Here is a 12,549-nt window from a genome sequence, read left to right as displayed (position 1 = left end):
AGCAAGCACAGAGAGATCTGCAACTATTGCGTTTTTCTGGTCTTCAGAGCGATAAAACCGCCAGAATCATAAATCGGCATGGAAGGTGTCGAGATTGAGATTTTCCAAGCCGTTCTCCACTATCAGCTTGGCCAACAGTTCACCATCCACGAGCTCAATGGGAATGCCATTGTTGATTCTGTATTTCTCGGCTTCCTCTTCGGCCTCGTCATCAAAGGTGCCCGAAGTGATCACCATGCCCAATGTGACGGGCTCCTGTCCGGACTCGATACCGTTTATCAGTTGCTGGACAACCTTACCTCCGATGGGAGGATCAGGTTTATAGTGCTTCACTTGAACGCCTACAACCTGTTGGAAAACTCCAGCCACCAGGAAGGTTGCATATATGTCGACGCCCTCATCATTGCTTCTAGATACAATTGCAGGCTGAGAAGCGCCGCTGGTTCGCAGAACGTTCGCAACCAACCGCTCAAACCCATAGTCCTCCATGCGGCCAGTACGCATTTCTTCCAGGGTTTTTTCGGTCAGCTTTTTCCTGAGATCTTCTTCAAAGGAGGGCTTACCCCCTTCTTTCGCAATCCTGAGACATTCTTCGACCTGTTCAACCAGGTCTGTTGCACCGGTGCAGCTTCCCTGTGCTTTCATTCGCGACAGAAGTGCCGCCTTTGCATGTTTCCTTGGAATGGGCTTCTTATCGTTGAGCCATTCCACAGGCCTCCTAAAGGCCATATCCTCTTCAACCTTGTCCTTCCTGTGTTCTGCATCCCCCGTGACCTTTGCCACATAAAATTCTGAGCCGTAGGGAACTACGACCAAATCTCCTTCTCCCATCTCGCGGATGAAGCGCCAGAGATGCCCGGCCGCGTTTCCCGCCCACCTCATGTTCTGGGCATCAGGATCATAGATCCGGCGAACGATTTCACGGAATTCGGTCCATTCCAGGCTCTGGTCGATCAACCCTGCGGCTTTGGACCACCCAAGCATCAGTTGATTTTCTTCTAGAGCATCATTCAGCCTGTCCACACCCCCCGGATACATTCGCAGGATATACGCTTTCTGTGCCATTCTTCCCCCTCAATTCAGCCCATACCAAAAGCAAACGGACCTGAAGTTACTGCTCCAATTAAAATCACGAATCAAAAGGAAACCTAACAAAATTGTAGAAAAATACAATTTATCCGTTCATACTTATCTTTGACAATGTGTACAGACAATAGGTGAACAAGCTGATTCTGACCGCAAATCTACGTTTCCAATCGTGTTGCTAATTGGTGGTTAACTGGGGGGATAATGGAGCAAGCACCGAAAGAGGGCTGGATCACCTATGGCCTAATGGTTTTCGGTGCTCTAGGCACGTTTGTGGCCATTGGCGGTTGGTTAACTCAAGATTTAGTCCTTTTGCTCGCTTTCGTTGCAGGCGGAGGTTGGCTGTTATCTATTCCGCTTCTTGTAATGGGACGGCGAAACGCACGAGATTTGGAAAAAAAGAATACCGAAATAGAGGACCTACGACTTCAGTTGAGCGAATGGAGGACTGTTGCAATACAAGATAGTGACACACTCAATCGCCTCGCAGCGCGCGCAATAGAGATGCCTCGGGTCCAACCAAGACGGAGACAACCAGAAGATCAACCAGAACTCGACGATGAGGACGATCAAGCATGAACGTCGATTTTGACGCATATCCTTATTACCCTTCCTTAAGAACTCGACTTTGGGAAATGCGGGGGTACAAAGAACTTGGACCTCTTGAGAAGGATAAGCTTCTTCCTATAGTCGTTCTTTCAAGTCATGGGCGGACAAAATCTATCGAAGACGTAAGCATGAAGGTAGATGATGCACTGGAAGGACGGCCTCGCATCATCGATTTAGAGCAAAGCCCAATCTATTCTTGTGACGAATATCCATCACTCAGTGACCCGAGCAAAGGTTTTGCAGCGTGGAGAAAGTTCGTAGCTGGCCAAAATAACGCAATCCCGACTGCCTTATTACCTTCAGGAGGGCCTCTTCGAGATATCGTGAGACAGGTCATTTTACTTGAGAATGAGGTAGGACAAATCGTAGTTCGGTCTCGTTCGCCACAAACCGATATACCTGTTCTGTCGGCTATTATGAGCGCCGTAGATGACGTCAACAACTTACTATTGGTGCTGGATTTTGGCTATGTACGCTCGCGCGCCAATGCACTCGCCATTGAAGCTGCGAATGCCATCAACTCGCTCCGCACGATAGATGAAGCAGTACGGATCGTTGTAATCGGATCAAGCTACCCGAAGTCAGCTGCCACTTATGACGATGCCGGCGCGGCGATACCTATTCAAGAGCGTGCTATGCATGCAGCTTTAGGGGGAAACGCAGTTGCTATCTATGGTGATTACGGCTCAATTCACCCAGAACCCATAGAACCAATGAAGCAAAGGTTTGTGCCACGGATTGACTATCCACTATCAGATGCTTGGATATTTAGACGCGTCAGAGAGGATCAGGGTGGTTACCCTGCTTGTGCCAAAAAAATCACAAACCTTGCAGATTGGGATTCAACACTAGTTGGAGCCGTTTGGGGAGCTACCAAAATCGATGATGCAGCACGAGGGAATATAGCCAAAATGGGGCAACCTGGTCCCTGGATTGCGGTGAGAGTAAACTTACACCTCTGGCAACAACTTCATTATGGCAATGATACCGAAACGGTAGAGGATGAAGATATTTTTGACTAACCTACTTTTCGAGGCCTAACGTTCAGTTTGAGTTTCTGCAGATCAGCAATCTCAGATGCGCATGAGTTAGCCTGCTCATTGGGGATAATAGCTCGAGAAGCATTCCAAGAAGGTCGCTGCAGATATCGCAAAGCTTCCAACGTCCTACCGGATTGGCTCCTAGCAAGAAGGAAAGCCTCATAAGGACTACGATAGCGGTTCTTAACTGCCTCTAAAGCCGCAAGACGCACTTCGGTTGCTGGGAGCTCCCTAACCTGCCGCTCAAGCGTAAATCGGTCTCGTGCCCCACCTGGATTTGCGTTAAACTTTTGGGCTAGTTTGAAAAGCTCATTAGCACGCATTTGCCTGATCGCAACTTCAATGCTCATGTTCTTGAAGTGGGGCTTCCGAATCATTTTAGCTTCTGGAATGCTTCCCTCACCCAAATCTATTGCAACGATACCTACATGATGGGGAGCAGAATTAATAACTTGGCTGAGATGACGCGCACCCGAGACTATAAAGATTCCCTCGAATGTACGTTGGTAGGCTTCAATCTGAGCACACAGTCGGGTGATCTTGTCACCATCCGATTTAATTTCGAAGCCGAGAAGATGTCCATTTGCCAATACAATATCAGCACGACGACTCATAGTTGTGAGCGGCATTTCGCTTATCACAACGGAATCGCCATATATCCTTCCATCTTCAAATAAAGCATCAATCAGCGCCGCCTTGATCTCAGGCTCGCGCAAATTTTCTATAGTAGCTGCCCGGTTACAAGTCCGCTTTCTGGACATCTTTTTTGCTAACTTTTAGACGTGCTGAGGCGAATTCTCCCTGTTAATTCCTTTATAAACAAAATAGATCATATTGTCACCTAGAGTGCTAAAAGATGGGTCTCTTGAGAAAATGGTGCCCAGGGGTGGAATCGAACCACCGACACTGCGATTTTCAGTCGCATGCTCTACCAACTGAGCTACCTGGGCGCCGGGCTGCGTGGGTCTGGTCGGGCGGTTGGCGCGTCCCGAGTGCAGCGGGCAGTTCGGGCTTATAGGAGAAGAGGCGGGTTCTGTCCAGAGCCGGGGCGGATTTTTTGTCCGCTTGTCCCCCACACGCCCGCCTCAGGCGCTCTGCGGGCCCGGATCGTCGTCATCCCCGCCGCCCTGCGGGCCATCGGGCGCCTCGTCGGTGGGCACGCGATAGCGTTCGCTCAGCCAGCGCCCCAGGTCCACGTTCTTGCAGTGGGCCGAACAGAAGGGGCGATGCTGCGCCGCTTCCGGCTTGCCGCAGATGGGACAGGCGGGCCCGCGCCGGCGCTTGTGCGCCTCCAGCGGCACCACCTTGGCGCCGTCGCCGCCCGGGCCACCGGTTTCGTCGCTGCCGCTCATCTCTGCTCTCCCTCGTCCAGGCTGTAGCCCTCCTGATCTAGCGCGTCAGCGGCCACCTGTGCAATATCCGGAAGGCCCCCGCGGCGCTCTTCCAGACGCGCCAGCGCGTCTGCCGCCGGGCCCGCCAGGGCCGCTGCCACCGCCGGGGTCACCCGCACGCGCGGCGTCGCCCCGGCCGGCCGGGCATCCAGCGCGCGCACCAGCTCGAAGGCGCGGGTCGCCGCTGACTTGGCCCAGCCACAGCCGCCCAGGCCGACAGGCGCGCAAAGCACCTCGTGCAGCGGCGGCCGGCTGCGCCGCCGGGTCAGCTCGGCCAGGCCACTGCCCCTCAGCGGCTGGACCTGCACCGGTTCGGGGTCGTCGGCGACGGCTGCGCGCAGGGCCTCCATCAGCTGGTCGCGCTCGCGCTTGCCCGCCATCTCCAGAAAATCCACCACGATCCGGCCCGACAGGTCGCGCAGGTCCACCTGGCGCGCGATCTCCGCCGCGGCCTCGAGATTGACCTCCAGCGCCTTGCGCCGGGCACCGCCGCGCCCGTCCTGGCGGCCGGAATTCACGTCGATGGCGGTCAGCGTGCGCACCGGCTCGATCAACAGGCCGCCGCCGCCCGCCAGTCTCACCTCGGGCAGCAGCAGGGCCTCGATCTCCGCCTCCAACCCGTCGTCGAACAGCGCCGCCGGGCCCATGTGAAAGGCCGCCTCGATCCCGGCGGCGCGCAGGCGATCGCGCAGGGCGCTGTCGTCACAGACGATCTCGTCGGCCGGCGCGGCCCGGGCGCGCAGCAGGCCGGCCAGGTCCTCGCCGCGCTGCAGGCAGGTGGGGGGCGTCGCCCCGGCGGGCGGGTCCATCTCCGCCAAAGCCAGCTTGGCGCCCTTGTCCTCGGCCGGCGCACGGGTGACGCGCAGCGCCAGCGCCGCGCCCTCGGCGGGCCGGGTCACCGTCTTGCCCAGGGGCAGGAAGCCGGGCGGGCTTGGGCCCAGGTCGACGAAGGCGGCGTTCAGTCCCCTGTCCAGGCGGCTCACGCGCGCGTAGTAGATATCGTCCAGGGCGGGCGGCCGCGGTTCGCGCAGTATGCGCAGGAAACTCAGTTCATCGCGGGCGTCCAGGCGCGCCACCCGGGTCTCGCCCGGCCAGGCGGAGATCAGCAGCCGCCCGCTCACGGCCGATAGCCCGCGCCGTGCAGCAGTTTCCAGGCTTCGTCCACGGCCAGGCCCACCACGTTGGCGTGCGAGCCGTTGATCCAGGGGATGAAGGCCGCGGCCAGGCCCTGGATGGCATAGCCGCCGGCCTTGCCCTGCCATTCGCCGGACTCCAGGTAGATCCCGATCTCGTCCCGGTCCAGCCGCTTGAAGCGCACCGCCGTGGTCACCAGGCGCTCGGAGCACCTGCCGTCGGGGCGGATCAGCGCGATGCCGCCCAGCACACGATGGCGCCGGCCCGACAGCTTCTCCAGGCAGGCGCGCGCCGTCGCCGCATCCGCCGGCTTGGGCAGGATGCGCCGGCCCAGCGCCACCACCGTGTCGGCGGCCAGGACATAGGCACCCTGATGGCGCGCGGCCACGGCCCGGGCCTTCTCGCGCGCGATGCGCGCGGCATAGGCCGGGGGCAGCTCGCCCTTCAGCGGCGTCTCGTCCAGGTCCGCGGGATCGATCTCGTCCGGCGGCAGGCCGATCTGGTGCAACAGGTCGTGCCGTCGCGGCGAGGCCGAGGCGAGGATGAAACGGGGCGCGGCCATGGCCGGCCCCCTTACTTGTAGCGGAAGGTGATACGGCCCTTGGTCAGGTCGTAGGGCGTCATTTCCACATTGACGCGATCCCCGGCCAGCACGCGGATACGGTGCTTGCGCATCTTACCGGCGGTGTGGGCCAGGACTTCGTGGCCGTTGTCCAGCTTCACGCGGAACATGGCATTGGGCAGCAGTTCAACAACCGTGCCCTGAAACTCCATCAGGTCTTCTTTGGACATACCTTACGTTTTCTGTCGTTGTTCTTTCAGGCAAAAGCGCCGTCGCCGCTTATCCCCAAGCGTCTGCCTGTCGGAAAGCGGGCGGATCATACAGTCTTTGGGTGGAATTCACAATCTCACCGCGCAGCCCAGCCTATACAGGTGACCGGCCCGGGGACGCCCCAGAGCCCGCGCCGCGAATTTGTTCGTTTGCGACCCAATTCGTCTCATATCGGAACTAATTATAATTTTCCGCACGCGGCACATCAGATGCTGCCTCTCCTGGGGGATTCATGCCCCATAATTGATACAGCATAACTGACCTAAAAAGCGATTTTCTCTCGCCAAGGTGCGGCAAATGCCGTATAACCCTGGATAAAGATTCCCGGCCGCCCGCCGAAAAAGGGCCCTCATGAAAAACAGGAAAGTCAGGACCGATGCCGAACCGCATGCTGAAATTCGTCAACCTTGAACAGCGCACGCCCACGAAGCGCAGTGCGCCGGAGCGGCGTGAGGATTTCGACGAGATCTACGACCGGTTCGACCCCGATTCCGCGGCCGACCAGGCCGGGCGCTGCTCGCAGTGCGGCGTGCCCTTCTGCCAGGTCCACTGCCCGGTGCAGAACAACATCCCGGACTGGCTGATGCTGACGGCGGAAGGCCGCCTGGAAGAGGCCTACGAGGTCAGCCAGGCAACCAACAACTTCCCGGAGATCTGCGGGCGCATCTGTCCCCAGGACCGCCTGTGCGAGGGCAACTGCGTGATCGAACAGGCCGGCCACGGCACGGTCACCATCGGCCAGGTGGAAAAGTACATCACCGACACCGCCTGGGAGGAAGGCTGGGTCAAGCCGGCCAGCCCGAGCCAGGAGCGCGGCGAGTCCATCGGCATCGTCGGCGCCGGTCCGGGCGGCATGGCCGCCGCCGAGCAGCTGCGCCGCAAGGGCTACCAGGTCACCATCTACGACCGGTACGACCGCGCCGGCGGCCTGATGATCTACGGCATTCCCAACTTCAAGCTGGAGAAGGAGGTGGTCGAGCGCCGCAGCCAGCTGATCGCCGACGCCGGCGTGACCTTCAGGATGAATTTCGAGGTCGGCCGCGACGCCAGCCTGGCCGACCTGCGGGCACAGCACGATGCCGTGCTGCTGGCCACCGGCGTCTACAAGGCGCGTGACGTGCAGCTGCCGGGCGCCGGCCTGCAGAACGTCTTCCCGGCTCTCGACTACCTGATCACCTCCAACCGCAAGGGCCTGGGCGACGAGGTGCCGGCCTTCGACGACGGCACCCTGGATGCGCAGGGCCGCGACGTGGTGGTGGTCGGCGGCGGCGACACCGCCATGGACTGCGTGCGCACCGCCGTGCGCCAGGGCGCCACCTCCGTGAAGTGCCTCTATCGCCGCGACCGCAAGAACATGCCGGGCTCGCAGCGCGAGGTCGCCAATGCCGAGGAGGAGGGCGTCGAGTTCGTCTGGCTGGCCGCGCCGGAGGCCTTCGACGGCCGGGACAACACGGTCGAGGAAGTGCGCGCCGTGCGCATGCACCTGGGCGTGGCCGACGCCACCGGCCGGCAGACGCCGCAGCCGGTGGAAGGCTCCAGCTTCACCCTGAAGGCCGACATGGTCATCAAGGCCCTGGGCTTCGATCCCGAGGACCTGCCGGTGCTCTTCGACGCCCCGGAACTGGCGGTCACCAACTGGGGCACGGTGCGCGTCGACCACCGCACCATGATGTCGAACCTGGACGGCGTCTTCGCTGCCGGCGACATCATGCGCGGCGCCTCGCTGGTGGTCTGGGCCATCCGCGACGGCCGCGACGCCGCCGCCTCGATCGACAGCTACCTGAAGGCGAAGGCCGAGACGCCGGCCGTCATGGCCGCCGAATAACGCCGCGAAAGGAACGAAGACCAATGACAGAGTGGATGAAGACCGCGGCCCGCGGCGACCTGAGCGTACAGGGCGATGCCCTGCAACAGATCACCCTGCAGGCCAGCGAGCGCGAGCGCCTGGCGCGCGAGGGCCTCTACGATCCGGCCGAGGAGCATGATTCCTGCGGCGTCGGCCTGGTGGCCTCCCTGGACGGACGGCCCAGCCGCGATGTCGTGGTCGCCGGCATCGAGGCATTGAAGGCCGTCTGGCACCGCGGCGCCGTGGACGCCGACGGCAAGACCGGTGACGGCTGCGGCATCCATGTGCAGATTCCCCAGGGGTTCTTCCACGAGCACGTGGAGCGCACCGGCCACGACGCAGGCGACGCCCACATCGGCGTCGGCATGGTCTTCCTGCCGCGCACCGACCACGGCGCGCAGGAGCGCTGCCGCGTCATCGTCGAGCGCGAGATCCTGCAGCACGGCTACACCATCCACGGCTGGCGCCAGGTGCCGGTGAACACCGAGGTGATCGGCGAAAAGGCCAACGCCACCCGGCCCGAGATCGAGCAGATCATGATCGCCAACACCAAGGGCGTGTCGCTGGCGCAGTTCGAGATCGAGCTCTACATCATCCGCCGGCGCATCGAGACGGCGGCCGAGCAGGAGTCCATCAAGGAGTTCTACATCTGCTCGCTGTCCGGGCGCTCCATCATCTACAAGGGCATGTTCCTGGCCGAGCAGCTGTCCAGCTTCTACCCCGACCTGATGGACGAGCGCTTCGTGTCGAACTTCGCCATCTTCCACCAGCGCTATTCCACCAACACCTTTCCCACCTGGCGCCTGGCGCAGCCCTTCCGCGTGCTGGCTCACAACGGCGAGATCAATACCGTCAAGGGCAACACCAACTGGATGAAGGCGCACGAATGCCGCCTGTCCAGCGACATCCTGGGCGAGGGCATCGAGGACATCAAACCGGTGATCCAGCCGGGCTCCTCGGATTCCGCGGCGCTCGACGCGGTCATGGAGCTGCTGGTCCGCTCGGGCCGCGACCTGCCCATGGCCAAGCTGATGACCATTCCCGAGGCCTGGAATCCCGACAGCGACATGCCCGACGCCTGGAAGGCGCTCTACAGCTACGTCAACGCCGTGATGGAGCCCTGGGACGGCCCGGCCGCCATCTGCGGCTACGGCGGCCGCTGGCTGGTCGCCGGCATGGACCGCAACGGCCTGCGCCCCATGCGCTACACCATCACCAACGAGGGCCTGCTGTTCGCCGGCTCGGAAACCGGCATGGTGCGCCTGGACGAGGCCAACATCGTCGAGAAGGGCCGCCTGGGCCCCGGCGAGATGCTGGCCGTGGACCTGCAGGAGGGCCGCCTCTACCACGACGCCGAGATGAAGGACCGGCTGGCCGCCAGCCAGCCCTTCGGCGACTGGGTGAAGTCCATCAAGGTGATCGACGAGATCATCCGCCCCGATCACGGCGAGCCGCGCATCTATGACAAGGACCAGCTGCGGCGGCGCCAGCTGGAGTTCGGCCTGAACATGGAGGACATGGAACTGATCCTCCATCCCATGGTCGAGACGGCCAAGGAGGCCGTGGGCTCCATGGGCGACGACACGCCGCTGGCGGTGCTGTCCGACCGCTATCGCGGCCTGCACAACTTCTTCCGCCAGAACTTCAGCCAGGTGACCAACCCGCCCATCGACTCCCTGCGCGAAAAGCGGGTGATGACGCTGAAGACCCGGCTCGGCAACCTGGGCAACATCCTGGACGAGGACGAGAGCCAGTGCCGCCTGCTGCAGCTGCACTCGCCGGTGCTCTCCACCGCCGAGTTCCTGGCCATGCGCGACTACATGGGCAAGACGGCGGCCGAGATCGACTGCACCTTCGAGCCCAAGGGCGGCGAGAACGCCCTGCGCGAAGGCATCCGCCGCATCCAGCGCGAGGCCGAGGATGCCGTGCGCGGCGGCGCCACCCACCTCATCCTCACCGACGAGGCGGTCGGCCCCGAGAACGCCGCCATGCCCATGATCCTGGCCACGGCGGCGGTGCACACCCACCTGATGCGCCAGAAGCTGCGCACCTTCACCAGCGTGAACGTGCGCTCCGGCGAGTGCCTGGACGTGCACTACTTCGCCGTCCTGATCGGCGTCGGCGCCACCAGCATCAACGCCTACCTGGCGCAGGAGGCCATCGCCGCGCGGCACGAGCGCGGCCTGTTCGGAGAGATGAACCTGCAGGAGGCCGTGGACCGCTATATCCAGGCGGTGGACGAGGGCCTGCTGAAGATCATGTCCAAGATGGGCATCTCGGTCATCTCCTCCTATCGCGGCGGCTACAACTTCGAGGCTGTGGGCCTCAGCCGCACACTAGTGGACGAGTTCTTCCCCGACATGCCCAGCCGCATCAGCGGCATCGGCCTGTCCGGCATCCAGCAGAAGGTGGTGGAGAACCACGCCCGCGCCTGGGACGAGGAAGTGCTGGCCCTGCCCATCGGCGGCTTCTATCGCTACCGCCGCGGCGGCGAGAGCCACGCCTGGGAGGCCAACCTGATCCACACGCTGCAGGCGGCCGTGGCCAGCGATTCCTATTCCACCTACAAGAAGTTCAGCGAGGGCATCGCCAACCTGCCGCCGACCTCGCTGCGCGACCTGCTGGGCTTCAAGACCGACGGCGTGAGCCCGGTGGCCATCGACGACGTCGAGTCCATCACCGCCATCCGCAAGCGCTTCGTGACACCCGGCATGTCGCTCGGCGCGCTCTCGCCCGAGGCGCACGGCACGCTGAACATCGCCATGAACCGCATCGGCGCCAAGTCCGACAGCGGCGAGGGCGGCGAGGATCCCGAGCGGTTCACGCCGCGCCCCAACGGCGACAACGAGAACTCGGCCATCAAGCAGATCGCCTCCGGGCGCTTCGGGGTGACGGCCGAATACCTGAACCAGTGCCGCGAGATCGAGATCAAGGTGGCCCAGGGCGCCAAGCCCGGCGAGGGCGGACAGCTGCCCGGCTTCAAGGTCACCGAGATGATCGCCAAGTTCCGCCACTCGACGCCGGGCGTCATGCTGATCAGCCCGCCGCCGCACCACGACATCTATTCCATCGAGGACCTGGCCCAGCTGATCTATGACCTGAAGCAGATCAATCCCGACGCCCGGGTCTGCGTGAAGCTGGTGGCGCGCTCCGGCATCGGCACCATCGCCGCCGGCGTCGCCAAGGCCAAGGCCGACGTGATCCTGATCGCCGGGCACAACGGCGGCACCGGCGCCAGCCCCCAGACCTCCATCAAGTACGCCGGCGTGCCGTGGGAGATGGGGCTGTCCGAGGTCAACCAGGTGCTGACCGTCAACCGCCTGCGCCACACCACGCGCCTGCGCACCGACGGCGGCATCAAGACCGGCCGCGACGTGGTGATCGCCGCCATGCTGGGCGCCGAGGAATACGGCGTCGGCACCGCCTCGCTGGTCTCCATGGGCTGCATCATGGTGCGCCAGTGCCACTCCAACACCTGCCCGGTGGGCGTCTGCACCCAGGACGACACCCTGCGCGAGAAGTTCACCGGCACGCCGGAGAAGGTGGTGAACCTCTTCTCCTTCATCGCCGAGGAGGTGCGCGAGATCCTGGCCGGGCTGGGCGTGAAGAGCCTGGACGAGGTGATCGGGCGCACCGACCTGCTGCGTCAGGTCAGCCGCGGCGCGCCGCACCTGGACGACCTGGACCTCAACCCGCTGCTGGCGCGTGCCGATGCCGGCGGCCTGCCGACCTACTGCGTCGTCGAGGGCCGCAACGAGGTGCCCGAGACCCTGGACGCCCAGATCATCGAGGATGCCAAGCCGCTGTTCCGCGACCGCGAGAAGATGCAGCTGCAGTACACCATCCGCAACACGCACCGGGCCATCGGCACCAAGCTGTCGTCCATGATCACCCGCAAGTTCGGCATGACCGGCCTGGCGCCGGGGCACATGACCGTGCGCCTGCGCGGCTCGGCCGGCCAGTCGCTGGGCGCCTGGGGGGTCCAGGGCCTGAAGCTGGAGGTCTTCGGCGACGCCAACGACTACGTCGGCAAGGGCCTGTCCGGCGGCACCATCGTCGTGCGGCCCATGACCAAGAGCCTGCTGAACACCGAGGAGAACACCATCATCGGCAACACGGTGCTCTACGGGGCGACGGGCGGCAAGCTCTTCGCCGCCGGCCAGGCGGGCGAGCGCTTCTGCGTGCGCAACTCCGGCGCCGTGGCGGTGATCGAGGGCTGCGGCTCCAACGGCTGCGAGTACATGACCGGCGGCACGGCCGTCATCCTGGGCGGTGTCGGCTTCAACTTCGCCGCCGGCATGACCGGCGGCATGGCCTTCGTCTACGACCCCGAGGAGATCCTGCCCCGGCGCATCAACCCGGACAGCGTCATCTGGCAGCGGGTGGAGACCCAGCATTACGAGAGCCTGCTGCACGAACTGGTGGCCGAGCACTACGACGAGACCCAGAGCCGCTTCTCCGAGCGCCTGCTCAACGACTGGGCGCTCGAGCGCGGCCGCTTCTGGCAGGTCGTGCCCAAGGAAATGCTGGGCCGCCTGGAGCATCCCATTACCGAGGAGAGCGAGGAGAAGACAACCGCCTGAGCGGTCCCGCCTCCACGATCCACACAGC

10 protein-coding genes and 1 tRNA gene are annotated in these 12,549 nt (G+C 62.7%); 4 read left to right on the top strand and 7 right to left on the bottom strand.

Annotation, left to right across the window (positions count from 1 at the left end; genetic code table 11):
- Nucleotides 1-66: 66 nt before the first annotated feature.
- Complete coding sequence (locus tag ACFOW6_RS15695) at nt 67-1,065, bottom strand: restriction endonuclease (RefSeq protein WP_382423370.1); 999 nt, start codon at nt 1,063-1,065, stop codon at nt 67-69.
- A 225-nt stretch (nt 1,066-1,290) separates the two neighbouring features.
- Here ACFOW6_RS15695 and ACFOW6_RS15690 point away from each other — a divergent pair, with 225 nt between their 5' ends.
- Entirely contained in the window at nt 1,291-1,665 is a 375-nt protein-coding gene (locus tag ACFOW6_RS15690) for a hypothetical protein (protein ID WP_382423369.1), read from the top strand.
- Entirely contained in the window at nt 1,662-2,717 is a 1,056-nt protein-coding gene (locus ACFOW6_RS15685) for a beta family protein (RefSeq protein ID WP_382423368.1), read from the top strand. Before ACFOW6_RS15690 ends, ACFOW6_RS15685 begins: the two co-directional genes overlap by 4 nt.
- Here the strand turns inward: ACFOW6_RS15685 and ACFOW6_RS15680 are convergent.
- From ACFOW6_RS15680 to infA, 6 genes are all read right to left on the bottom strand, one after another.
- Nucleotides 2,714-3,496, bottom strand: a complete 783-nt coding sequence (locus ACFOW6_RS15680; protein WP_382423367.1) for a sce7726 family protein — start codon at nt 3,494-3,496, stop codon at nt 2,714-2,716. The genes ACFOW6_RS15685 and ACFOW6_RS15680 overlap by 4 nt on opposite strands.
- 113 nt (nt 3,497-3,609) lie before the next feature.
- A tRNA-Phe gene (locus tag ACFOW6_RS15675) sits at nt 3,610-3,685 on the bottom strand.
- Nucleotides 3,686-3,820: 135 nt separating this feature from the next.
- Nucleotides 3,821-4,087, bottom strand: coding sequence for a DNA gyrase inhibitor YacG (locus ACFOW6_RS15670; RefSeq protein ID WP_382423366.1), 267 nt, complete (start codon nt 4,085-4,087; stop codon nt 3,821-3,823).
- Nucleotides 4,084-5,247, bottom strand: coding sequence for a ribonuclease E/G (locus tag ACFOW6_RS15665; RefSeq protein ID WP_382423365.1), 1,164 nt, complete (start codon nt 5,245-5,247; stop codon nt 4,084-4,086). Before ACFOW6_RS15665 ends, ACFOW6_RS15670 begins: the two co-directional genes overlap by 4 nt.
- Entirely contained in the window at nt 5,244-5,822 is a 579-nt protein-coding gene (locus ACFOW6_RS15660; protein ID WP_382423364.1) for a Maf family protein, read from the bottom strand. The genes ACFOW6_RS15665 and ACFOW6_RS15660 overlap by 4 nt, the downstream gene beginning before the upstream one ends.
- A gap of 11 nt (nt 5,823-5,833) precedes the next feature.
- Nucleotides 5,834-6,052 (bottom strand): translation initiation factor IF-1, encoded by a 219-nt coding sequence (gene infA, locus ACFOW6_RS15655; RefSeq protein WP_382423363.1) that lies wholly within the window; start codon nt 6,050-6,052, stop codon nt 5,834-5,836.
- Between the two features lie 416 nt (nt 6,053-6,468).
- On the opposite strand from infA, the gene ACFOW6_RS15650 reads away from it, so the two are divergent.
- A complete protein-coding gene (locus ACFOW6_RS15650; RefSeq protein WP_382423362.1) occupies nt 6,469-7,917 on the top strand; it encodes an NAD(P)-dependent oxidoreductase in 1,449 nt (482 codons plus the stop codon).
- Between the two features lie 23 nt (nt 7,918-7,940).
- Nucleotides 7,941-12,521, top strand: a complete 4,581-nt coding sequence (gene gltB / locus ACFOW6_RS15645; protein ID WP_382423361.1) for a glutamate synthase large subunit — start codon at nt 7,941-7,943, stop codon at nt 12,519-12,521.
- The last annotated feature ends 28 nt before the right edge of the window (nt 12,522-12,549 follow it).

Origin of the sequence: Fodinicurvata halophila, from assembly GCF_042651425.1 — a bacterium.
Lineage (GTDB): Bacteria > Pseudomonadota > Alphaproteobacteria > Kiloniellales > DSM-21159 > Fodinicurvata > Fodinicurvata halophila.
Note: the sequence above shows the minus strand (reverse complement) of the source record. Positions and strands in the feature narration are given on the sequence as shown.